We start from the raw sequence: 23,092 nt of genomic DNA, 5'->3' as shown, positions 1-23,092 counted from the left end.
CTGACGATCGCCGGCATGGGCGACGCGACCAGATTCAGGCCCGGCGATCCGGAGCTTCGCTTCACTTTCCGCTTCGATGCGCTGGAGCGCGCCGCGGAAGGCAAGAGGCCGGTGCAACGCGGCACCTGCACGCTGCCCGGCGGCCAGACAATCCGCTTCGTGGTCGACGACGAAAAGGGATCGACCTCGGCCGACGGCACCTACCGCGTGTTCGCGGGGCTGCGCTCCGATCCCTTCTACCTGGCCTGGATCGTGGCCGAAATGAAGAAGTTTCCCAACCTGCTTCAGCACGACAACGTGCTGAGCTTCCTGATCGAGTTCGACACGCGCCGCGTGCTCGATCCCGCCAAGGGCTCGCTGTTCGGAGTGGTCGCCGAGACCATTCCGATACCGAAGCCCGGTGGCTTCATCGGCCACGAGCCGCCGCGCCTCGACTGGGTCGGCCGTCCGGAGCAGACCAACATGCGGCTGAACAACAACGGCATGGAAGGCAGCGACGACCTTCGCGACCTGTGGAACCAGCAGACGCCGTTCGCGATCTCCGAGGAGTTGATGCCCCTGTTCCGAAAGCGCATGGTCGACAGCCTGAAGAACTGGGACTCGCGCGACGGCAAGGCCGACTGGACGCCTGCGGCGCTGGTCGCCAACGCCAACATGTTTCTCGACGACTTCATGACGATCGACGTGGCGAAGCCCACCTCCGACACCAGTCACCTGGAAATCGAGAAGAGCACGCTCGCGGGCCGTGCCTACCAGACCGGCGGCGGCCGCACGGTGAATTCCGATGTCATCGACATCCTGCTCACCTGGATGGTGAACCACGACCGGGAATTCCTGCAAGGCGGCTCGACCGGCGCGACCAAGCCGGGGACGACGAGTTTTCCGTACCTCGCCGCTCCCAATGCGGAACTGCAGAACGTCGCTTTCTCCGTGGACCTCGCTGCACCACCCGACAGGGTCTGGGCACTCATCGGCGGCTTCGGCGGGCATTGGCATCCGTTGATCGCGAGCATTAAGTTGACCGGCACGGGTGTCGGCCAGCTGCGCACCATCGAGACCATCGACGGCAAGCAGATCATCGAGCGCCTGGACGCCATGGACAACGCGCAGCGAAGCTACCGCTACACGTCGATCGCCGGCATCCCCGCCACCGACTACACGGGCGTTCTGGACGTCAAGCCCAAGGGCAGCGGCAGCTCGGTCGAATGGCGCGTGCAGTACATGCCGGGCGGACAGCCCGACATCGTTGTGAAGACCCTCAGCTCGACGCTCCTGAAGACCGGCCTCGAGAGTCTGAAGCCGCGCTTCGGTGTCCCCCCATGATCGCCGATGCCGATCTCGCGACCGCGCCCGTGCAGGCCACCGACGGCGTCATCGCCGCCATCAACCTGCGAAGCACGCTCGCGCAATCCTGGAATCGCTTCTGGCAGGCACCGCTGCGCGCGGGCATCGCCGAGGGCCTCATCGAGCAGGAACAACTCATTGCGCAGTTCCTGGGCGATCTCGACGCCTGCGACCGACTGGAGCAACTGGCGGGCCACCTGCTGCGGCTGGATCCGGACTCCGCGCGCACGGCGCTCATCGAGGCTCAGGTCGCGGCATCGACCCATCGCTTTGCGCACGCGAGGGAATGCCTTGCACGGGCGACGGAGCGAGGCTGTCCCGCGCTCGCCTCGGACCGGCTCGCGATGAGCATCGACCAGGCCTGCGGCGTGTTGCCGGAGGCCCTGYTGGAACGTCGGCTGCGCCTCGTCGGGCAGTCGGGGCGGCTGGAGGACTGGGTGCCCCTGGGCTCGCTGCTGAGCGACCTGGGCGATTTCGACGAAGCGGAGCGCGCCTACTGCCGCGCCCTGGGCGCCTACCGCGATGTCTCGCCATTCGCCGTGGCCTGGGTCTGCTTCCTCCTCGGGGTCCTGTGGGGTGAACGGGTGCCGGAGCCTCAGCTCACGCGCGCCGCCCGCTGGTACGCCAAGGCCATCGAGTACCTGCCCGGGTACGTCAAGGCGCGCGTGCACCTTGCCGAGATCCGATCGGCCGAAGGCCGCGGCGCGCGGGCGCGCGCGCTGCTGCTTCCGGCGCTCGCGAGCGGCGACCCGGAAGTCAGCTGGCGTCTTGCGGACGTGGAACTCGCGCTGGGCAGGCCGGCCGAGGCGCAGGCGCTGGCGGAGGCCGCCCGCAGCGGCTTCGAGCGCTTGCTGGCCAGGCATCCGCTCGCTTTCGCGGATCACGCGGCGGAGTTCTATGCCGGCAGCGGCGGCGACGCGCGGCGGGCGTTCGAGCTGACCGGTATCGACCTCGCGAACCGCCCGACGCTGCGGGCCTTCGAGAGGGCCCATGCCGCGGCGATTCAGGCCGGCGAGGCACCGCAAGCAGCAAGCATCCTGGCCGCGGCCCGCCAGCGCTGGGGGTCGACGCCCGCCTTCAGGCACTCGCCATTGGCCGCTGTGCCGCCTCCGCCGGAGGCCGACCATGCCGATTGACCGCAGGACCTTCGTACTCGGCAGCGGCGTCGCTGCCGCCGGGAGCGCACTCGCATCCCTACGCGCGGTCGCTGCCGTCGGTCAACAGGGCGGGGTGGTGCCCGCAGCTGCGTCGACGCCACAGGCCGCCGACACGGGCAGGCCTTCGTTCGAACTCCGGATCGTAGGATGGGATCGCAGCGACGACCCGCCGGCGCTGGCATCGACGCGCGTCGTCAACGGGGCCGCCTGGATCGCGATCGACCCGCAATGGCGGGGTGCCTGGCACTGAGCTGCAAGCCTCGACCGGCCCGTTCAATCCAAGGATCAAGCACATGAAACTCCTTCGCCCATCGACCCACGCGGTCCTCCTGCTCATCGCCGTCCTGCCGCTGCCAGCCCTCGCCCACACCGGCGTCGATGCAGGCCTTCACCATGGATTGGCAGCGGGTTTCCTGCATCCGCTCACCGGCGCGGACCATCTTGCGGCCATGGTGGCCGTCGGACTCTGGAGCGCGCTCGCGGCCCGTCGCTGGCTGGATCTGCTGGCAGCGCCGGCGGCCTTCGCGCTGATGCTGCTGGGCGGAGCGCTGCTCGGGATGGCCGGCGTGCAGGTCCCCGCGGTGGAGTCGTCGATCGCGGTCTCGCTGCTGGTGCTCGGCCTGTTGGTCATGACACAGCTTCACCTGCCTGCGTCGATGGCGGGCCTGCTGGTGGGCCTGTTCGCGCTCTTCCACGGTCACGCGCATGGCCGGGAACTGGCAGGCGGGAGCGACACCGCGCTGGCACTGGGGGGCATGCTCGCAGCGTCGCTGCTGCTGCATGGCTCGGGCGTCGGGCTGGGTGTTGCGCTGCGCCGCGCGAGGCCCTGGTGGCCCCGGCTGGCCGGACTCGTCGTCGTGGTGTGTGGCGCCGCCCTGTTGAGCGCCCGGGCCTGACATCGCGAGTTTTCACGTACGTGGCGGTACGTGGCCGCCGGGATGGATTTGTCGAGGAGGCGCTCACACAATGACTTGGCCGGTCCATCGCAGATGGCCTGTGGCGGCAGTAGTTCTTCATGGCTGCAAGGAGCCATCTCAACCCCACCAAGGAGCCCTCAATGAGCAAGATTCTCGCCACCTTGATCGCCGGCCTGTTCACGGCCGGCGCATACGCACAAAACCCTCCGGGCGCATCGTCGCAGGAACAGGTCATCACCAACAGCAAGCCGCAGGAGCGGGCCCAGGCCAAGGACAATGCGCGGGCGCAGGGCAAGGTCAAGAAGGTCGGTGGTGACGAGGTGAACTCCACCCTGAACGACGACATCGGCTCGGGCAAGGCGGCAGCAGCGGGTCAGGCGCGCGCCAACGCCCGGGAGGCCAGCAATCCGGGCAAGACGCCGGGCCAATACCCCGCGCCGCCCAATACCCCCGGCATGCCGGCCGCCAAGTAGCCACCAGCGCTCGCTGGCCCTCCAGGGAGGGGCAGCGGGCATGGGGGCCGCAAGGCCGGCCGATGCCCTTCGCAGTCCTGTGACCTGATCATTTCGGAAACATGAACTGCGCCTGCACGCGGATCTGCCAGTTGGCGCCGTTGTCCGGCTTCACGACGTTGTAGTAGGCCGAGAGTTGCGTGTTCACCGGCAGCTTGCCCAGATGGAAGATCTTGCCGACGCCGCCGCCGAGGGGCACGGTCCATCGCTGGCTGCTGTCGGCATTCCAGTCGGCGGTGACGATCGGGGCGCTGGTGAGATAGAAGCCCCCCGGGAAGTTGTAGTTGATGAAGGGCTGGAGCAGGAAGTTGTTGTACGAGCCACCCTGCCTGCTGCTGCTCACCGACCAGATGTTGTTGAACAGGGCGCCGTACACCCACGGGCTGCCGTGGTCGAGGTGCAGCACGACCGCGGACGGGCCCAGGCCCCAGTTCTTGTTCCCGAGCTCCGAATTGCTGTTGGTGGGGATCTGGACCACCGGGCCGGCGCCCCAGATCCACTTGCCGGGGTTGGCCGGCGAGAGGAAGGCCGTCATCACCACGTCGCCGACGCCGCTGGTGCTGCCGATGCCCGGGCCGAGCGCCGGCATCGAGATGACCGGAAGGATCGTGCGGGTGATGATGTTCCAGTCCTTGTTCACCGAGATCGGAATCACCGGCTGGATATTGAGGATGTTCTGCGTCCCCTTCTCCGGTCCGAAATTCAGGTTGGTGTTGTTCTGGAACGGCACGCTGATCAGGTTGCCGACCGGATTCTGGGCCAGCTTCGCGAGTTCTTCGGCGCTCATCTCCGCCTGTGCCGGCAGGGCCGCGCACACCGCGACGGTCACGGCGATGCGTGACACCTTCACGGCAGAGGGAGCTCGCGCAGCAGGTTGCTTCGCACCCACGTGAACGCTCCGGACTGGAGGTTGTTCGCTTGCCAGCGGCGGAATTCGGGATCCGCTGACAACGGATCCGTGACCTTGGCGTACTCCGTCGCGTTGTCGAACTTCACGGTCATGACATAGTTGCCCAGTTCGCCCGCGGCCACGCTCCACAGCTGCGGGTCGGGTGCGCCGTGCTTCTTCCAGAGCGCCGCGCCCACCTTCACGGCATCAATGACGGCCCCGAGATCGGCTCCGGGGTTGGGTCGCAGGACATATCGCGCTTCGTAGGCCATGGAAGTCTCCTTCGTCACAGCAAGAGCCGACATTGAAGCACCTGGGTGCTTGTGGGGCAAGCGACATTTGCAGCGTCAAATTGCAGGCCGCATCGTCGCCTCGAACAGCCGCGACCACGGGCCAAAGAGGCCCATCACGGCCAACCGCGTCATCGTTCCCGCAGGGGCCCGGCATCGCCCCTTACTGCAGCGTGCCTCTGCGCACCTCTGCACGTACCTGCGCCGCATTGGGCATGGTGGACACCACCTTGCTGTTCACGCGGGAGCCGCTCGTCACGTTCTGATCAGGCGCCGCGGCAGCGACCTCCGCCTGGGCCCGAACCACGGAAGGGTCGGCCGTCGAGACGAAGGGATCCGCGCCACGTGAGCCACGCGTCACGTTTTGATTGGGCGCGCGCGCCGTGTCGATGGCCTGCTGCCGCACTGCCGCGGGATCGGCAACCGACGTGAATGGCTCGGCGCCGCGCGATCCGCGAGTGACGTTCTGATTGGGAGCGCGAGCGGCAGCGATCGCCTCCGCCTGCACCTCGGCGCGGCTTCTGCCGGCGGGTGCCTGTGCCTGCGCAGCGCTTGCCAACATCCAGGCAATGGCCGTGGTCGCGATGATCTTGACGATGGGTGAGGCGTTCATTTGGATGTCTTCGGGGTGAGGGTACGGCTGGATGTGCCGGCTTCATCCCAAGGCTACTTGCTGCGCATTGCGCGACGATGACGCCCCGGCCAGGGCCCCCTGTCAAGGCTCTGTCATTTGAACAACGCAACATCCTGGGCATTGGTTGCGTTTGAGGCATTTATTGCAAATAACCTGCAACTGCACAAATCCCTGCAGATGCAGCTTTGCGAAGTGCCACGCGGCAGCCACGCAGTCACACGTGGCTGGACGGGTCCCCGTGACCTGTCCGGCGTCTTCCTCTTGCCGGAGTTCCCTGATGAAAAAACTGAGAGGCCGCCTCGCGCGTGCCGCCCTGAGCTTGAGCCCGTTGCTTCTGCTGGCCGCCTGTGGCGGCGGTGGAGGCTCGACGCCTGCATTCCCCTTCCCGCCCACACAATCGTCCTCACCCGCGCCCGCAGAACCTCCGGCATCGACGCCAACGCCTGTACCCAAGGCGCTCGTCATCGGCATCGACGGAGTCCAGTACGAGGCCCTGCAGCAAGCCCTCGGCGCGGCCCGCATGCCTTCTCTCCAGGGGCTCGGCACGGTGCTCCCCGCCTACACCGGCGGCATCAAGGGAAAGACCACGCAGCAGCAGGCGACCGACGGCCCGGCGTGGGCCACGCTGCTGACCGGCGCGTGGGCCGACCGCCATGAGATCCGCTCCAACTACGAAGGCCAGAGCTTCAAGGCCGATACCGTCTTCAAGCTGCTGAAGCAAAGTCGCGCGACGGCGCGTACCGCGGCCATTGCCAGCTGGAGCGGCCTGCCGCAGCTGCTGCGCGCCGACAAGGCCGCCGGCTACCTGGACTTGGTGAAGGATTGCGAAGGCAGCGACAGCTGCGTGTCGTCCGAGGCGGCCGCGGCCATCGAGGGTGGCGGCTACGACCTGATCGTGGCCGACTACCAGGGCCCGGCTCAGGTGGCCGACGTGGCCGGCTACGGCACCGACTACCAGAACGCGCTGGCGCAAGTCGACCGCCAGATCGCAACGCTCAAGGCCTCGCTGGCCAAGCGTCGCGCGGCCCAGCCCGGCGAAGACTGGATGGTGGTCGTGACCACCACGCACGGCCTGGGCGTCACCGGCGTCGCCGACGGCATTCCGATCGCGTCGAACCTGGCGACGGTCATCGCAATCGACAAGCCCGCCAACCTGGCGGCGGCCGCACCCGCCACGCTGCCGGTGGCCATCGAGCCCTGGTACGCCTACGCCGCCGCGACGGACATCGCACCCACGGTGCTGACGCACCTCTCGGCACGCCCCGGGGCCGACAAGTACGTCATGGACGGCAGCCCCTTGACCGGCGCTGCCGGCGTGCGCCAGCTTGCCGCCGCCATGAACACGAAGCGAAGCGGCATTCGCCTGACATGGACCCTGCCGGCCACGCCGGCGGCCATCGCGGTCATGCGCGACGGCATCGCAATCGCCACGCTGCCCGGCAATGCGCTCGAGTTCGAGGACACCACGATGGCGCCTGCAGCCAGCGGCTTCTTCACCTACAACTACACCGTGGTCGCCGACCAGACGCCCGTTTCGTTGCGTGCCACCCTCGACTACGTGAAGCCGATCTTGCTGATGCCCGGCGTGGCCACCGGCCTCACGCACCTGTTCTCCCTGAAGACGACCCTGGCCGACCGAATCAACGGCGCGCTGGCCTTCACGCCATGGGTGAGCGGCGCCACGCCGATCTACGCCGCCGCGGGGGACGGTCCGTTCGGCGGCACCGACACCGCACTGCAATCGACCAACTATGCCGGCCCGACCGTCTGCAGCGCCTGCGATGGCGGCTATCGCATTCCCACGGCCAACGTCAGCAGCACCAGCGCCCCCTTCAGCTTCGGCTTCTGGTTCCGCTCGGACGCCACCCGTTCGGGCATGCCTGTCGTGTCGAACAAGGACTGGGGCAGCGGCAACAACGCGGGCCTGGCGATCGGCCAGTACGGCAGCACGCTGCGCTTCAACATCGGCCGCGGCGGCGCCCGGGCCGGCGACAAGGACCTGAACTTCAGCGCCAACACCTGGGTGTACGCCGCCATGGTCGTCGACGTGCCGGGACTGACGGCAAAGTTCTATGTGTACGACCCGGTCTACGGCATGCAGAGCGCATCGGTGCCACTGACCAGCGCCTACGTCGCGGCACTGAACGGCCTGAACAACGGCTTCACGCTCAACGAAGACGGCGACGGCGGCTATGGCCCCGGCTATCGCAACGGCAATGCGAGCAACACCATCGGCGGCCGCTTCGACTTCGGCGAATTCGGCACCTGGAACCGCGTGCTGACCGCTGCGGAAGTCGAATCGGTCGGCCGCTCCGGCACTTCGCTGACCACGCTGGTTCCCTGATGGAGATACGCATGCACAGCGAACCCACGTCCACCCCGCGCCCGGCCGCGGGCCAACGCATCCTCTTGGCAATTGCGACGTTGGTCGCCGCCACCGCGCTGAGCGCCTGCGGCGGTGGCGGTGGCGGGAGTGGCATCAACGCTCCCATCGCCCCGACCGGCAATTCGTCGAGCACGGCCCCGCCATCCGGCGTGGTGGTCACCCCGAACGACCCGGCCACCGCCGGGCCGTCGGCCGACGCGGTGACGCCGCCCGGCACCACGCCCGACAACAAACCACCAGCCCGTCGTCCCGAGACGGTGCGTTGCGCCCCCTGAGACCGCACCATGACAGACAAGCACACCTCCAATTCCCGACGCAGCTTCCTGCGCGGTGCAGCCACCACTGCCGGCGCCGCTGCCGCACTCGGCCTGCTGCCGCCCGGCATCCGCCGTGCGCTGGCCATTCCGGCCGCACAGGACACCGGCACCATCAGCGACGTCAAGCATGTCGTGATCTTCATGCAGGAGAACCGCTCCTTCGACCACTACTTCGGCACGCTGCGCGGCGTGCGCGGCTTCGGCGACCGGTTTCCGGTGCCGCTAGCCAACGGCAAGCCGGTCTGGGACCAGCCGCCGACTTCCGGCAGCGGCACCTGCCTGCCCTTCCACTACGACACGACCAGCACCAGTGCGCAACGCACCACCGGCATGCCGCACGGATGGTCCGACGGACAGCAAGCCTGGAACGGCGGGCGCATGAACCAGTGGGTGGCGGCGAAGTCGGCGCGCGCGCTCGGCTACTACCAGCAGAGCGACATGCCCTACCAGTTCGCGCTGGCCGACGCCTTCACGGTGTGCGACGCCTATCACTGCAGCGAGCTCACCGGCACCAACTCGAACCGGCTGTTCCTCTGGACCGGCAGCAACGACCCGCTGGGCCAAGGCGGCGGACCGGCCATCGACAACACCAACGACGACCTGGCCAACACCCCCGGCTACAGCTGGACGACCTACCCCGAGCGGCTGGAAGCGGCCGGCGTCAGCTGGCAGATCTACCAGGACATGGCGGACAACTTCACGGACAACCCGCTCGAAGGCTTCGACAACTTCCGCAATGCCTACTATGCGGCGGCCCCGACCGAAGCACAGCGCTCGCTCAAGGCACGCGGACTGTCGACGCGTTCGCTGGCCGACCTGACCGACGACGTGAAGAACGGCCGCCTTCCGCAGGTGAGCTGGATCGTGGCACCGGCCAAGTATTCGGAGCACCCCGGCCCGTCGTCGCCGCTGTGGGGCGCCGAGTACACGGAACGCGTGCTGGACGCGCTGACATCCGACCCGGCGGTGTGGAGCAAGACCGTGCTCTTCATCATGTTCGACGAGAACGACGGCTACTTCGACCACATGCCGCCGCCCGCCATCCCCTCGCGCAACGCCGACGGCACCGACGCGGGCATGAGCACCGTGTCCACGCTCGGCGAACGCAACGAGCTGAAGGCGCCGTACATCGGTTCGCCCTACGGCATGGGCTGGCGCGTGCCGATGTATGTGGTGTCGCCGTGGAGCAAGGGCGGCTGGGTCAACTCGCAGGTGGCCGAGCACACCTCTGTCATCCGCTTTCTCGAAACGCGCTTCGGCGTGATCGAGCCCAACATCAGCGCGTGGCGGCGCTCGGTCAGCAGCGACCTCACCTCGTGCTTCAACTTCGCGACGCCCAATGCCGAACTGCCGGCGCTGCCGACCATCGACAGCGCGGCGGCCGATGCCGCCATCGCCAGGCAATTGCTGCTGCCGACACCGGTCGCGCCGGCGCCCGGCACCGGCACCATGCCGCTACAGGCCACCGGCGTGCGCCACTCGCGCGCGCTGCCCTACGAGCTGCACACCAGCGGACGGCCCGACGTCGACCGGCGCAAGTACTGGCTGGTGTTCGGCAACACCGGCAAGGCGGGCGCGGTCTTCCACGTCTACAACCACCTGTCGCTGGGCGACGTGCCACGCCGCTACACCGTGGAGCCGGGCAAGCTGCTCAACGACAGCTGGGCGCCGACCTCGGACGGCAGCTACGACCTGTCGGTGTTCGGGCCCAACGGCTACTTCCGACGCTTCCGCGGCAAGCTGCCGACCTCGCTCGCCGGCGGCGTCGGCCTGCCCGAAATCCGCGTCTGCTACGACACCGCCAACGGCGACGTGCACCTGGAAATGCACAACATCGGCAACATCAGCTGCACCGTCACGGTCACGCCCACCGCCTACCGCACCGACGGCCCATGGAATTTCGCGCTCGCGCCCGGCCAGTTGCTTGTGCAGCAATGGGACCTGGCCTACAGCAAGCACTGGTACGACTTCAGCGTGTCGGCCAATGTGGACGATGGCACGACCTACCTGCGGCGTTTCGCGGGCCGCGTGGAAACCGGCGCGGACGGCATCAGCGACCCGGCGATGGGCGTCCTGTCCTGAGACTCGGCATCGCTCCTGCGGGGCGCGTCGATCGGCACAATGGCGCCGGTCCCGCGCCCCGTTCGCTTGCCGGTTGGCGGGGGCATCCGCCGGCACCCTTCTTTCAAACGCGAGCAGCTCCATGCTTCAAGAAGAACGATTCCTGCGCATCCGCAACCTGCTCGCCGTTTTCTCGCGGCTCAGCGTCGAGCGCATCGTGCAAGACCTGGCGGTGTCGCGCGAGACAGTGCGCCGCGACCTGCTCGAACTCGAGGCGCTGGGCGAACTCCGCCGTGTCCACGGCGGCGCCATTGCCACCAGTGCCGAACCCGAGCCGCCGCTGGCGGCGCGGCTGGTCGCGCGCCAGCGGGAAAAGCGCGCCATCGCCAAGGCTGCGATCGGGCTGCTGCAACCGGGGCAGACGATATTCCTGGACGCGGGCAGCACCACCTCGATTCTCGCGGAGGAGATCGGCACGCTCAGCGGCATGACCGTCATCACCAATTCGCTGAGCATCGCGCTCAAGCTCGCAGGCGCCAGCGAAGGGCGCCTCACGGGCAACCAGACCATCCTGCTGGGCGGCCGCATCGACGCGAAGACGCAGGCGACGCACGGCGACACCACGCTCGAGAAGATCCACCGCTACCGCGCCGACGTCGCCCTGCTGTCGCCGGTGGGCCTGCATGCCAGGCTTGGCGCCATGAGCTTCGTGCACCACGAAGCCGACGTTGCGCGTGCCATGGCCGAGCACGCGCAGCAGGTGGTCATCCTGGCCGATCACGCAAAGATCGGACAGGCCAGCCGCGTGACCTGCATCCGAACGGCCGACATCGACGTCGTCGTCACCGACGCCAAGGCCCGCGAATTGCCCGCCCTGTCCCTGCTGCGCAAGGCGTGCCATCGCGTGGTCATTGCCTGACACACGCCTTATAATACGTATTATCATTGAATGAACCGTGGCCGTCGCATCGTTCCGCGATCGCGCCACCGCGTCACGGGGCCAGCGACAAGGCCACGGTGGGTGCGGCGCCGCGGGCTTTTGCACCCAGACGATTCGAGCAAATTCCGGCTGCCACCGATCGCGTCGGGAGTCGACAGATTCACTTTCCATAGCGAGACCAGCGATGAAATTCCTTGATGCGACTGAGCCCCTCCGCGCGCCGAACTCGGGCACCTCCAGTACCAGCACCATGCGCCGCTGCGCACAGGCCCTGGTCCTGGGGGGGTGTGTTGCGCTGGCGGCCTGCTCTGGCGGTGGGGGTGGCAACGCGGTCGTCGTGCCGCAGGCGGTCGGCGGCACCGGCGCGGCCCCTATTCCGACGGAGCAGATCGATGCCGCCGTTGCCAAGCTCGATGAACTGGTGGCCGACATCATGCGCCGCTCGAACATCCCGGGCATGGCGGTCGCCGTGGTGAAGGACGGCAGGACGATCTATGCCAAGGGCTTTGGGGTTCGACGGGTCGGCTCGCCGGAACGGGTCGATGCCGACACCGTGTTCCAGCTCGCATCGATGTCGAAGCCGATCGGCGCCACCGTGGTGGCCGGGCTCGTGGGGCGAGGTACGGTGTCCTGGGACACGCCCGTCGTGAGCAAGCTCGCCGGCTTCAGCCTGGCGGACGCCTCGGTCACGCAGCGCGCGACGATCGGAGACTTCTACGCCCATCGCTCCGGTCTGCATGGGGGGGTCGGCGATGATCTCGAGGGTCTGGGCTACGACCGCCAGCAGATTCTGCAACGCCTGCGCTACGCGCCATTGCTTCCATTCAGAACCCGCTACAACTACGCGAATTTCGGCATGACGGTCGGTGGCGAAGCGGCGGCCGTGGCGTCTGGCCTCGAATGGGCGACCCTGTCCGAACGCACGCTCTACCAACCGCTCGGAATGAACGCCACGAGTTCCCGCTTCGCGGACTTCATGCAGCGCGACAACCGCGCGTCGCCGCACGTGTTGAGCGACGGACGCTATCAGGCGCTGCACCAACGCCAGCCTGATGCACAGTCCCCGGCCGGGGGCGCCAGCTCCAGCGTCAACGACCTCGCGCATTGGATGTCGATGGTCTTGCAGAACGGCACCTACCAGGGGCGTCCGGTGGTCAAGGCCGAGGCCCTGCGGCCCGCGATCAGTCCGCAGATCGTCAGTTCGCCGGCGGCCAACGCGTCGGCGCCTGCAGGCCACTATGGCTATGGCTTCGTGATCGGCACGTCGTCCTCGGGACGCGTCAAGCTCGCCCATTCGGGCGCCTTCATGCTCGGTGCGGCCACGTCCTTCTCGATGATTCCGTCGGCGGGGGTCGCGATCGTCACGCTCACCAACGCGGCGCCCGTGGGGGCGCCCGAAGCCGTGAATGCGTCCTTCGACGACCTGGTCGAGTTCGGCCAGGTCAAGAGCGACTGGCTCGCAGTCCATGGGGCCGCGTTCGCGAAGCTGTATGCGATCGAGGGCTCGCTGGTTGACCAGCAGCCGCCGGCCCAGCCGGTCGCGCCGCTGGGCCACAACGCCTACACCGGCACCTACGCCAACAGCTTCTACGGCAACGCGATGGTGGAGTCCAGCGGCAGCGGGTTGGTGCTGAAGATGGGACCGGGCGGCGCCAGGGTCTTTGCGCTGCGGCACTGGAACGGCAACTCCTTCGTCTTCGACTTTCCGAGAGAGATCGCCGAGCCGGGAGCCCTCTCGCGGATCGACTTCAAGCCCGGCGTGTCGGGACTGTCGGACAGCCTGCAGATCGAGTACTACGCCGAAGACATCGCTGGCGGCGTCTTCACGAAGACGCCTTAGGGCGGCTACGCGCCCGCCCCGACGAGACGCAATGCGGACGTGCATCCGATCACCGGGCCAACTGGCGCCAGATCGTGCCGCCGGCTGCGAGGGGCGCGGGCAGCACCGGAAACGGGGTGTCTTACAACGCACAGGGTCACTTCAAATCGCCGAACTGAGGCTGAAAATCGACGCTCATCGAAGGAGTGATTTCCGAGACTGACGACAAACTAAAAAAAAGAACACGCAAGTGCTACTCGTCAACTCTTGGAAATTCCATGAACTCTCTCAACGATCTCAGGATCGGCACCCGGCTGGGTGCCGGTTTCGCCGCGTTGATCACCCTGCTGATGGCCATGGCGGCCGTCGGCATCAGTCGCATCGACGCGGTCGACCGCAACACCGATGTGATCGTGAACGACCGCTACGCCAAGGTGGCGCTGGCGCAGACCATAGAGAACGAAGTCAACCGGCAGTCCCGGGCCTTGCGCACGGCCCTGATCAGCAGCGACCCCGCGGTCGTCAAGGCCGAACTGGCGCAGGTGGACGACTCCGCGTCCCGCATCGAGAAGGTGGTCGGGACGCTGCAGCCGATCGTGCACACGCAGGAAGGCAAGGCGGCGCTCGAGACGCTCCTGAAGGCGCGCACCATCTTCAAGGCGCACGAGCACCGATTGATCGAGATGATCAAGGCCGGGCGCATCGACGAGGGACGCGACTACCTGGTCAGAGAGATGCTGGCGCCGCAGAGGGCCTACCTGGCGGCGATCGAGGCCTTCGCCGAAACACAGGTTCACGGCATGAAGGCCTTCGGCATCGAAGCCGCCGAGATGGCGGAGGGCGCCAGCATCCTGATGCTGGTGCTCGGCGCCTCGGCCACCTTTGTCGCGATCACGACCGCCATTCTTCTGACCCGCTCGATCACCCGGCCGATCGGCGAGGCAGTCCGGGTCGCCACGACCGTGGCCGCCGGCGACCTGCGCTCGAGCATCGCGGTGCGGGGCACGAACGAAACCGGCCAGCTGATGCTGGCACTCAAGGACATGAACGACAGCCTGATCAGGGTGGTCGGCGGTGTGCGCATCGGCACGGACACGATCGCCACCGCTTCCGGCCAGATCGCCACCGGCAACCAGGACTTGTCCTCGCGCACGGAAGAGCAGGCCAGCTCGCTCGAGCAGACGGCGGCCTCGATGGAGGAACTGACCTCGACCGTGAAGCAGAACGCCGACAACGCGCGCCAGGCGAATCAACTGGCTGTGTCGGCCTCCGAAGTGGCGGTCCGGGGCGGCAGCGTGGTGAGCCAGGTGGTCGACACCATGGGCGCCATCCATGCGTCCTCGCGCAAGATCGTGGACATCATCGGCGTCATCGACGGCATCGCCTTCCAGACCAACATCCTGGCGCTGAACGCGGCGGTGGAAGCCGCGCGGGCCGGCGAACAGGGCCGGGGCTTCGCGGTGGTGGCGTCGGAAGTGCGCAGCCTGGCGCAGCGCTCGGCAGCAGCGGCCAAGGAGATCAAGGCCCTGATCGACGACTCGGTGGACAAGGTCGAGGAAGGCAGCAAGCAGGTGGCCGAGGCCGGCCACACGATGGAAGAGATCGTGGACAGCGTGAAGCGGGTGACCGACATCATGGGCGAGATCACGGCGGCGAGCCAGGAGCAGACCTCGGGGATCGAACAGATCAACCAGGCGATCACGCAGATGGACCAGGTGACGCAGCAGAACGCGGCGCTGGTGGAAGAAGCCTCGGCCGCCACGCAATCGCTGCGCGAGCAGGCGGATGGCCTGATGCGGGCGGTCAGTGTCTTCAACCTGGGGACGCCCGCGCAAGCCGCCTGATGCGCCGCCGGCCTGGCCTCGCTGGCTTCCTCGCCGCTGCCGCGACAGAACCCATCAACCCCCTGCGTTCACTGCGTCCTTCAATGCCTTGCCCGCCGTGAACTTCACGGCCTTGCTCGCCTTGATGGTCATGGGCTCTCCGGTCGAGGGATTGCGGCCCGAACGCTCGGCGCGGGCCGAAACGGAGAAATTGCCGAATCCAAGCAGCTGCACAGTCTCGCCCTTGGTCAAGGCGCTGGCCAGGTGCCCGAGCGCGGAGTCGAACGCACGGGCGGCGTCGGCCTTCGAGAGGTTGGTATCCGCAGCGATGGCGGCGATGAGTTCGGTCTTGTTCAAGATGAAATTCCTTTTGATGAACGTGAATGATTGGAGTCGGGCGAACGACACTTGGACGTGCGAGTGCGCAGCCTGCGTGCCACGTGGTTCGTCCGATCCATCCATTGTTGCCGATCGCCATCGCCGCCCCGCGGGCGCCGATTGGCTTTCAGGGAAAAGTCTCGATGCGTCGGTTGTCCTCGAAGAACTCCACCCGGCCTGTTTCGAGCGCATATTGAGCGCCGATCACGCGCAGCCCCTCTGTCTCGATCAGGTGCTCGAGGATCTTCGAGCCGCTGCGCAGCTGCGCGACCGATTGCCGGACGTTCGCCCGGACGCTTCGCTCGACCAGCGTCGCGTGGTCGTAGCCCAACTCGGGTGCGAGCAGGTCTTCGACGGCCGGCTCGATATGTTTGGCAATGAAGTGCAGATGCGGCGAGCGCGCCTCGGAAGGCTGCTGCAGCTGCTCCAGGGTGCTGAGGATGGCGCCGCAGTGCGTGTGGCCAAGCACCACCACCAGCCTCGTGCCGAATGCCGTCGCCGCGAACTCGATACTGCCCAGCTGCGAAGGTGCCACGATGTTGCCCGCAACGCGAATCACGAACAGGTCACCGAGATCCTGGTCGAACACGATTTCGACGGGCACCCGCGAGTCAGAGCAGCCCAGGATGATCGCGAACGGCTGCTGCTCGAAGTACGTCGTGGCCCGTCGCATGCGCACCCGAAAGCGCTCTCCGTCGCGGGATTCCGAAGCAAAGCGCTCGTTGCCCTCCTGCAGGCGCTGCAGGGCTTCCTTCGCATCGATCATCAACATCACCCCCGGTCATTCTTGCTCGGCCGAAACTTGAAACTGGCGGCGAAAGCGCCCCAGCGAAGTTTTCCGTCGATCGACGATTATGGCGAACCGCGCTGCATGCTGGTGTCATGATCTGTGGACTGGAAATCGCCACAGGTCGTGCCCGATGGCCCGCCTGACGTGACGGACGCCTCGCCGGGGGATACTCGCCCGATGGCCACCTCCTCCCACCTGATTCGCAGCGCCGGCCTGGCCGGCTACGCGGAGGTTGCCCGCTTCGCCGGCCTGGACCCGCACGCCATGCTGCGCAACGCCGGCCTGCCGCGCCGCTGCCTGGACCAGCCGGATGCGCTGATCAGCATGGAGGCCGCGTGCAAGCTGCTGGACCAGAGCGCGGCCGCGACGGGCATGGAGGACTTCGGCCTGCGCATGGCGGCCACGCGGCGCATCTCCAACTTGGGGCCGGTGCTGCTCGTGATGCGGCAGGAACGCACGGCGCTCGGCGCGCTGCGCACCCTGCTCAACTACAACCGCCTGCTGAACGATGCCTTGCAGGCGCACATCGAACAGGATCAGGACCTTGTCCTGATCCGGGAGGAACTGGTGGTGAACAGCTCCGTGCCCACGCGCCAGTCGATGGAGCTGACGGTGGGAGTGATGGTGCAGGTGCTGAAGGAACTGTTGGGGACCGCATGGCAGCCGCGCTCGATCTGCTTCACGCACCGCAAGCCGCGCGACGCCAGCTTCTACCGCGCCTACCTGGGGCGCAACGTCGATTTCAATGCCGACTTCAACGGCATCGTCTGCAGCGCCGTCGACCTGCAGCGCGAGTTGCCGGCCGCCGAGCCGGCGCTGGCTGGCTTCGCGCGACGGGCGCTGGATGCGGAGCTGAGTGCCCGGCGCGCGGGCGGCAGCACAGCCGTGCAACATCTGATCGCCGCCATGCTTGGCAACGGGCGTTGCACGGTCGACAAGGTCGCGCAGCACCTGGGCGTGAGCCGGGCGACGCTGCACCGGCAACTCGCGGCTGAGGGAGAGACCTTCTCCTCCTTGCTGGAATCGGTGCGGCGGGACGTCGCTTTGCGGCTGCAGAGCGAAAGTGACCGTCCGCTGGACGATGTCGCCGCGATGCTTGGCTTCTCTTCGGCAAGCGCTTTCGCGCATTGGTATCGCGCGGCCTTCGCCACCAGCTTCGCCCGTTCGCGGCGCGAGATGCACACGCGCCGCGTGAGACGATAGATCAATTTTCTGCGACGAATCATCAATTCGTCGCAACGCGTGGCACGCATCATTCCAGCTCCGGCCCCACCCAGGAGACATGATGAAGACTTACGGCATCCGTACCTTGCGCACCTGCTTCGCCGCCCTTGTCTTGGCGCTGTCCACCAGCGCGTACGCCTGGCCCGACAAGCCGCTGAAGATCGTGGTGCCGGCGCCGGCCGGCGGCCTGATCGACGTCATCGCCCGGGTCTACGGAGACTTCCTCGCGCAGGAGCTCGGCCAGTCGGTGGTGATCGACAACCGTGCCGGGGCCGGCGGCATGATCGGGGTGCAGGCGATGCTGTCCGCCCCGGCCGACGGCTACACCCTGCTGGTGACGAACTCCAATGTGCTGGCAGAGACGCCGCATGTCATGAAGCCACCCTACGATCCCCTGAAGGACGTGAAGGCGGTGGCGGTGCTCGCGCGGGCGCGCAGCATCCTGCTGGCCGCGCCGGACTTGCCGGCAAAGGACATGGCCGGTCTCGTGGCGTATCTGAAAACCGCTACGGACAAGGGCAGCTTCGGCTCGCCCGGGGCCGGGACCCTGCCGCACGTGGGCGGCGAAGTTCTCAATCGGCGCCTGGGCGCGGACATGCAGCACGTGCCCTTCTCGGGAACGCCGACAGCGCTGGTCGCCCTGATGTCCGGGCAGATTTCCCTGTACTTCAGTGCCGTGGTCGCGTCCACCCCGCTGGTCAGCACCGGCAAGGTGATCGCGCTGGGTGTCTCCGGCACGAGCCGCGTGTCCGCCATGCCGCAGGTGCCGACCTTCAGTGAACAAGGCTTCCCCGAGTTCGCCGAGTTCTCCAACTACCTCGGACTGGCTCTGTCGCCCAAGGCACCGCCGGAGGTGGCTGCAAAGCTCTATGCCGCCACGCTCAGGATCGCGCAGTCGCCACAGTTCAACGCAAAGATCGCCGGCATCGGATTCGAGCCGCTGGTGCCGACCTCCAGCGAGCAGTTCGGCGAGATCGTCGCGGCCGAGTTCAACCGCAACGGTGAGCTCATCCGCAGGCTGAACCTCAAGCCCTAGCGTTTCCCCGGGGCGGCGGCCTGCCGCCCTTTCCTTCCCCTCGACTTTCACAGGAACCAAGTCATGCACTTCTTGGATGGATCGTACTTTCCCGAAAACCAGGAAAAGCTGGTCATCACCGTCGCACCCTACGGTCCGCAATGGGAGCCCGCGGACTTTCCGCAGGACATTCCCGTCACCATGGAGCAGCACGTGCAACAAGCAGTGGACTGCTACAACGCCGGCGCCACGGTGCTGCACCTCCATGTGCGGGAGCTGGACGGCAAGGGCTCCAAGCGGATGTCCCAATTCAACGAACTGCTGGCGCGGCTGCGCGTGGCCGTGCCGGACATGGTCCTGCAGGTGGGCGGCTCGATCTCCTTCTCACCGGAAGACGAGGGCGCAGAGGCCAAATGGCTGAGCGACGACACGCGCCATATGCTGGCCGAGCTCACGCCCGCCCCCGACCAGGTGACCGTCGCCATCAACACCGGCCAGATGAACATCGTGGAACTGGGCACGCCGGACGACTACGTGAGCACTTCGTTCGCGCGCCAAGCCGTCTACGACACCTACGAGGAGATGGTCGTTCCGGCCAACCCGCAATGGGTCCGCGAGCATGTGCGCCGGCTGCAGGCCGCGAAGATCCAGCCCCATTTCCAGATCACGTCCAAGCCCAACCTGCTCACGCTGGAACGCATGATCCGCGCCGGCGCGTACATGGGGCCGGTGAACATCACCTGGGTGGCGGTGGGCGGCGGCTTCGACAGCCCGGACCCCTACAGCTTGACCGACTTCATGCGCCACGTGCCGGACGGCGCGACGCTCACGGTGGAGGCGCAGATGCGCTCCAACCTGCCGCTCAACACGATGGCCATCGCCATGGGCCTGCACGTGCGCTGCGGCAACGAGGACAACCTGTGGGCTCCGAATGGCGAGCGCTCGACCTCGGTGCAGCAGGTCGAACGCCTGGTGCGCATCGCGCGCGAACTGGGGCGCGATGTTGCCGACGGCAAGGAGGCCAAAGCCATCTACGGGATCGACAAGCAATACCGGTCCACCGAGGAAACCCTGGCAGCGCTGCGCTACCCGATGGGCCAGCGCCCGCACCGGCCGGCCCTGGCCGAGCGTAAGGTGGCGGCATGAGTCCCGCACGGCCGCCCGAAGGTTCTTCCGCGGGCATGCGCCCGACCGTCGTCGTGGTTCCCGGCCTGCGCGACGAGGCGCCGGGGCATTGGCAGACGCTGCTCGCACAGGCGCTGGACCCGGTCGTGGTACTGCCAGCGCTGGGGCGACGGAACATCGACCTCGCGGCCCGGGTGGAGGCGATCGAAAGCGCCGTGTGCGCGATCGCGGGACCGGTGATCGTCGTCGCGCACAGCGGCGGCGCGGTGGCGACCGTGCACTGGGCGCAGAGAACGCAGGCGAAGGTCCTTGGCGCGCTGCTGGCGACGCCGCCGGTGTTCTCCGAACCGCTGGGGCCGGAGTACCCGGACATGGCGGAATTCGAGAAGCAAGGATGGCTGCCGCTGCCCGTCGCGCCACTGCCCTTCCGCACCTTTGTGGCCGCGAGCCGGAACGACCCGCTGGGCAGCTACGACGAGGTGAGCACACTGGCGCGCCACTGGGGTGCCGAGCTGGTGGACCTGGGCGAGGTGGGTCACCTCAACCCTGCCTCCGGCTTCGGCCCATGGCCGCGTGCGCGCGCACTCATCGAGCAGCTTGCAGGTTGAAGGACAGCCGTGCTCGCCGGAGTTCACTTCCTCGCCGGTGCCGCCTGCTGCTTCAGCGTGTCGTCGCGCTGCCGCTGCGCCTCGACCGACAGCTTGTACGAGACGTAGTACTTGTAGATGTTGCGCACGTAGGTCGTCGTCTCGATGCCGATCTTTTCGGCGGTGATGGGTTCGACGTGGTTGAACCACTTGTCCGGGTCGAGCCCGCGCCTGGCCGCCTCGACGCGCATCTTCGCGATGTTGCCCGGCCCGGCGTTGTAGCTGGCGAAGGCGAACAGCGTGCGGTTGCCCTCGCTGAAGTTCGCGTCATTGAAGTAGCGCGTCATCAGCTGGTCCATGTACTTCGCGCCGGCATGGATATTGGGCTCGATCTGGCGGATGTCGCCGACCTGCAGGCCCTTGCCGGTGGCGGGCATGATCTGCATCACGCCGATCGCGCCGACATGGCTCTTGCGGTTCTGGTCGAGCGTCGACTCCTGGTAGCCCTGTGCGGCCAGCATCAGCGGGTCGAAGCCGTACATCTGGCCGTACTTCTCGAACAGCGCGATCGTGCGGTCGAAGCGCTGCTGGTCGGCGCTGGCACTGGCGTTGTGCATCGCCTTGATGTTCTTCAGGTACTGCTTCATCCGGTACGGAATCACGCCCGACTTCTTCGCCCATTCGGCGTAGAAACGGTTCAGCACCGCCTCGAGTTGCGGGCTGTTCTTGCGGATCGCCCAGCCCACCGGTGTCGCCTCGCGCAGCACGATGTCCCTGTGCACCTCCAGTTTGGACAGCGGCTGCGCCCACATCCTGGCCTTCCAGCTGTCGACGACCATCGCGCCGATCAACCCGGCGTTCGCCATCTCGAGCATGTCCTCGTCCTCGAGCGCGTCGGGCACCAGCAGAAGCTTCGCGGGCGCCTTGCCGGCCGCGCGCAGGCGCTCGTTCAGCGCGACCAGGCTTGCGTGGTAGCTCGACGTTTCACGTACGTGCACGTCCTGGCCCGACAGGTCGTCGAGGGAGGCGACCGTCGGTCCGGTGGACCCGGTGACGAGGATTTCGACGTTCGTCCAGTTCGGGTCAGGCACGACGAAGTCGACGAGCTGCCTGCGCTCGTCGGTGACGCTCAGGTTGCCGAGCGCTATGTCGCCCAGCCCCGCAGACAGGTTCGACAGCAGCATGTCGCGCGTGGTCGGAACGATGTAGACGGTCAGCGGCCGCTTGACGAGCTGCCTCGCGTAGGTCTTGTTGACCCAGCGCTCGAAGTCGCGCACCAGCTCGGCCGAGAGCCCGCGCTCGCGCCCCCTGTCGACGAAATACAGCGAGCGGCTCAGCGGTACGTCGACGCGGATCAAGCGGCGCGCCAGCATCGCATCGAAGTCGCCGCTCCACGCCTTGCTCGCGACATTCAGCTGGCGAGGCGCCGCGGGAGGACTCGCCGCACTCGCCTTGCCCGGGGGCGCCGCCGCGAGGCCGCTGCCGCAAACAGCCATCAGCACCAGCCCGGCCGCACGAAGCATCGCCAGCCGCCGCGAACCTTCCGCCGCCTGACATCGAACCATGGGTCGTGCCTCCGGGAAGCGCCTACGGTCGCGAGTATGCGCCGAAGACTGGCGCTCGTGAACGACGACTTCTTGTGACGACCTCCCTGCCGCTCCAGGCGCAAGAACGGCCAAATGAGATCGCCGGAAGTTGTCTGTGGCCAGCGGCAGCTGCCCCGCCTGCTGGGCGGCCAGGTGGCCGAGATTGCCGGCTCTGGTGCAGACCTTGGTTCGGCCGAGTTCGAATCGCCAGAGCGCCGCGCAGGCTGGCCTGTAGCGTGACGATGGCGCACACGACGATCATGCGTGGGGTGCAGCGGTTCGTGCCCGAGTTCGAGAGGCGCTGGACCGCACAATCGTGGCGCGTCGATGAAACCTGCGTGAAAACCCGCGGCCGATCCGCCGGGGCGGGCCGGTTCAAGGCCGCGGCTGCCCCATCAGGCTTAGTTCGCGACGGCAGCGCAGTTCGGTGATGCGGACCGCCTGCGGCGCCGCGTCCAGATCGTGCGCGCTTGGTTCCAGCGCGCCCCATCGGTTCGGCAGAATCTCGACGTCATAGCGGGACTCCCAGCCCTTGCCGATCGTGCGCTCGATGCAGCTCAGCAGGTCGTGGTAGCGCAACGCCAGGTCTTGCGACGCGGATCCGGCGGCGCTGAGCGAGGACGCCGCGAGTAACAGCAAGAAAGTGGCGATTCGGATCGGCATGGCAAGAGTCGGCGCGGGCTGTCAGTGCCACGCTGACACTGGACCACAAACGGTAAATTACATCACTTTGTGATGTATATCGCAAGCCTTGAAAGGTGCGTGCGTTTCCATGCTTGATCTCCTGGCGTTGGCGCCTCGATTCGCCGGTCGGGATTGGTGGGCGTGCCTCGAACCGGCAGGGGCAAGCGCCACGCTCGGCCGCTACGTCGCTGCCACCAGGTTTGGCGACAAACTGCCGAGAAGCTCTTCGGAACTCTATGGCTTGTAGGCGACGTGCACTTTGTCGATGCGTCCATTGAACCTGAAGGGGGCACGGTCGAAGTAGTCGAGGGCGACCGGAGACCCCAGGTCGACGCCGACGTCAAAGCTCTCGGTCGCGGTGAACGCGAGCGGCAACGTGTACGGCACGTTGGTGCGGCCGACCTCGGCGCCGTCGACCCGCAAGACGATCTGGGCGGCCGACCCGGGCTTGGGCGAGTCCACCACCGTCTCGACTTCGATGCGGGCCTTGCCTTTCGGCAATGCAGCCGCCGAGCGGACCACGCTCCGCTTGAGCGCGAGCGCGTTGTACTCGTAGACCAGCTGCCCGCGATCGAGGTACAGGGTCACGCCCCCGGCCACACCGCCCAGGGCGT

22 protein-coding genes and 1 pseudogene are annotated in these 23,092 nt (G+C 67.2%); 15 read left to right on the top strand and 8 right to left on the bottom strand.

The features are described 5' to 3' along the window. The 5 genes from AB4Z46_RS33510 to AB4Z46_RS33490 form a co-directional block, all read left to right on the top strand. The coding region (locus AB4Z46_RS33510) for an SRPBCC family protein (protein ID WP_442287868.1) at window positions 1-1,323 on the top strand (1,323 nt) is incomplete at its 5' end. After that, on the top strand, window positions 1,320-2,480 hold the full coding sequence (locus AB4Z46_RS33505; protein WP_442287867.1) for a hypothetical protein: 1,161 nt from the start codon (window positions 1,320-1,322) through the stop codon (window positions 2,478-2,480). The genes AB4Z46_RS33510 and AB4Z46_RS33505, both read left to right, overlap by 4 nt. Then, window positions 2,470-2,751: a hypothetical protein gene (locus AB4Z46_RS33500; protein WP_442287866.1), complete on the top strand. Its 282-nt coding sequence runs from the start codon at window positions 2,470-2,472 to the stop codon at window positions 2,749-2,751. Before AB4Z46_RS33505 ends, AB4Z46_RS33500 begins: the two co-directional genes overlap by 11 nt. A 43-nt stretch (window positions 2,752-2,794) precedes the next feature. Beyond that, window positions 2,795-3,397, top strand: coding sequence for a HupE/UreJ family protein (locus AB4Z46_RS33495; RefSeq protein ID WP_442287865.1), 603 nt, complete (start codon window positions 2,795-2,797; stop codon window positions 3,395-3,397). 161 nt (window positions 3,398-3,558) lie between these two features. Continuing rightward, window positions 3,559-3,891 carry a cell envelope biogenesis protein TolA gene (locus AB4Z46_RS33490; RefSeq protein ID WP_442287864.1) on the top strand — a complete coding sequence of 111 codons (333 nt, stop codon included), beginning with the start codon at window positions 3,559-3,561 and terminating at the stop codon, window positions 3,889-3,891. An 88-nt stretch (window positions 3,892-3,979) separates the two neighbouring features. Here the strand turns inward: AB4Z46_RS33490 and AB4Z46_RS33485 are convergent, their stop codons facing one another. From AB4Z46_RS33485 to AB4Z46_RS33475, 3 genes are all read right to left on the bottom strand, one after another. Next, window positions 3,980-4,780 (bottom strand): transporter, encoded by an 801-nt coding sequence (locus AB4Z46_RS33485; RefSeq protein WP_442287863.1) that lies wholly within the window; start codon window positions 4,778-4,780, stop codon window positions 3,980-3,982. Next, entirely contained in the window at window positions 4,777-5,091 is a 315-nt protein-coding gene (locus AB4Z46_RS33480) for a hypothetical protein (protein WP_442287862.1), read from the bottom strand. Before AB4Z46_RS33480 ends, AB4Z46_RS33485 begins: the two co-directional genes overlap by 4 nt. Before the next feature lie 181 nt (window positions 5,092-5,272). Next, window positions 5,273-5,722, bottom strand: a complete 450-nt coding sequence (locus tag AB4Z46_RS33475) for a hypothetical protein (protein ID WP_442287861.1) — start codon at window positions 5,720-5,722, stop codon at window positions 5,273-5,275. A gap of 298 nt (window positions 5,723-6,020) precedes the next feature. Here AB4Z46_RS33475 and AB4Z46_RS33470 point away from each other — a divergent pair, with 298 nt between their 5' ends. From AB4Z46_RS33470 to AB4Z46_RS33445, 6 genes are all read left to right on the top strand, one after another. Beyond that, window positions 6,021-8,087, top strand: a complete 2,067-nt coding sequence (locus AB4Z46_RS33470) for a LamG-like jellyroll fold domain-containing protein (protein WP_442287860.1) — start codon at window positions 6,021-6,023, stop codon at window positions 8,085-8,087. 11 nt (window positions 8,088-8,098) lie between these two features. Further along, complete coding sequence (locus tag AB4Z46_RS33465) at window positions 8,099-8,404, top strand: hypothetical protein (protein ID WP_442287859.1); 306 nt, start codon at window positions 8,099-8,101, stop codon at window positions 8,402-8,404. A gap of 9 nt (window positions 8,405-8,413) precedes the next feature. After that, complete coding sequence (locus tag AB4Z46_RS33460; protein ID WP_442287858.1) at window positions 8,414-10,528, top strand: phosphocholine-specific phospholipase C; 2,115 nt, start codon at window positions 8,414-8,416, stop codon at window positions 10,526-10,528. A gap of 121 nt (window positions 10,529-10,649) precedes the next feature. Then, on the top strand, window positions 10,650-11,426 hold the full coding sequence (locus AB4Z46_RS33455; RefSeq protein WP_442287857.1) for a DeoR/GlpR family DNA-binding transcription regulator: 777 nt from the start codon (window positions 10,650-10,652) through the stop codon (window positions 11,424-11,426). Window positions 11,427-11,697: 271 nt separating this feature from the next. After that, on the top strand, window positions 11,698-13,287 hold the full coding sequence (locus tag AB4Z46_RS33450; protein WP_442287856.1) for a serine hydrolase: 1,590 nt from the start codon (window positions 11,698-11,700) through the stop codon (window positions 13,285-13,287). A 257-nt stretch (window positions 13,288-13,544) separates the two neighbouring features. Beyond that, window positions 13,545-15,110, top strand: coding sequence for a methyl-accepting chemotaxis protein (locus tag AB4Z46_RS33445; RefSeq protein ID WP_442287855.1), 1,566 nt, complete (start codon window positions 13,545-13,547; stop codon window positions 15,108-15,110). Window positions 15,111-15,164: 54 nt separating this feature from the next. Here the strand turns inward: AB4Z46_RS33445 and AB4Z46_RS33440 are convergent, their stop codons facing one another. Together AB4Z46_RS33440 and AB4Z46_RS33435 are read right to left on the bottom strand one after the other, a co-directional pair. Continuing rightward, on the bottom strand, window positions 15,165-15,446 hold the full coding sequence (locus AB4Z46_RS33440) for an HU family DNA-binding protein (protein ID WP_442287854.1): 282 nt from the start codon (window positions 15,444-15,446) through the stop codon (window positions 15,165-15,167). A gap of 148 nt (window positions 15,447-15,594) precedes the next feature. Beyond that, complete coding sequence (locus AB4Z46_RS33435; RefSeq protein WP_442287853.1) at window positions 15,595-16,239, bottom strand: carbonic anhydrase; 645 nt, start codon at window positions 16,237-16,239, stop codon at window positions 15,595-15,597. Window positions 16,240-16,434: 195 nt separating this feature from the next. On the opposite strand from AB4Z46_RS33435, the gene AB4Z46_RS33430 reads away from it, so the two are divergent. From AB4Z46_RS33430 to AB4Z46_RS33415, 4 genes are all read left to right on the top strand, one after another. Continuing rightward, window positions 16,435-17,460 (top strand): AraC family transcriptional regulator, encoded by a 1,026-nt coding sequence (locus AB4Z46_RS33430; RefSeq protein ID WP_442287852.1) that lies wholly within the window; start codon window positions 16,435-16,437, stop codon window positions 17,458-17,460. 82 nt (window positions 17,461-17,542) lie between these two features. Beyond that, window positions 17,543-18,517 (top strand): Bug family tripartite tricarboxylate transporter substrate binding protein, encoded by a 975-nt coding sequence (locus AB4Z46_RS33425; protein ID WP_442287851.1) that lies wholly within the window; start codon window positions 17,543-17,545, stop codon window positions 18,515-18,517. A gap of 63 nt (window positions 18,518-18,580) precedes the next feature. Then, on the top strand, window positions 18,581-19,642 hold the full coding sequence (locus tag AB4Z46_RS33420) for a 3-keto-5-aminohexanoate cleavage protein (RefSeq protein WP_442287850.1): 1,062 nt from the start codon (window positions 18,581-18,583) through the stop codon (window positions 19,640-19,642). Next, a complete protein-coding gene (locus AB4Z46_RS33415; protein WP_442287849.1) occupies window positions 19,639-20,229 on the top strand; it encodes an RBBP9/YdeN family alpha/beta hydrolase in 591 nt (196 codons plus the stop codon). Before AB4Z46_RS33420 ends, AB4Z46_RS33415 begins: the two co-directional genes overlap by 4 nt. Before the next feature lie 23 nt (window positions 20,230-20,252). Here AB4Z46_RS33415 and AB4Z46_RS33410 read toward each other — a convergent pair whose 3' ends face one another. The 3 genes and pseudogenes from AB4Z46_RS33410 to AB4Z46_RS33400 all read right to left on the bottom strand — a co-directional run. Further along, the gene (locus AB4Z46_RS33410; RefSeq protein WP_442287848.1) at window positions 20,253-21,773 is read right to left on the bottom strand and encodes a transglycosylase SLT domain-containing protein; all 1,521 of its coding nucleotides are present in this window, start codon (window positions 21,771-21,773) and stop codon (window positions 20,253-20,255) included. 396 nt (window positions 21,774-22,169) lie between these two features. Next, window positions 22,170-22,457 (bottom strand): hypothetical protein, encoded by a 288-nt coding sequence (locus AB4Z46_RS33405; RefSeq protein ID WP_442287847.1) that lies wholly within the window; start codon window positions 22,455-22,457, stop codon window positions 22,170-22,172. Between the two features lie 255 nt (window positions 22,458-22,712). Next, window positions 22,713-23,092: pseudogene (locus AB4Z46_RS33400) on the bottom strand (hypothetical protein); the annotation flags it as partial.

Source organism: Variovorax sp. M-6, from assembly GCF_052114385.1.
Lineage (GTDB): Bacteria > Pseudomonadota > Gammaproteobacteria > Burkholderiales > Burkholderiaceae_C > Variovorax.
The sequence above is the reverse complement of the archived record's forward strand: the minus strand, read 5'-3'. Positions and strand labels throughout refer to the sequence as shown.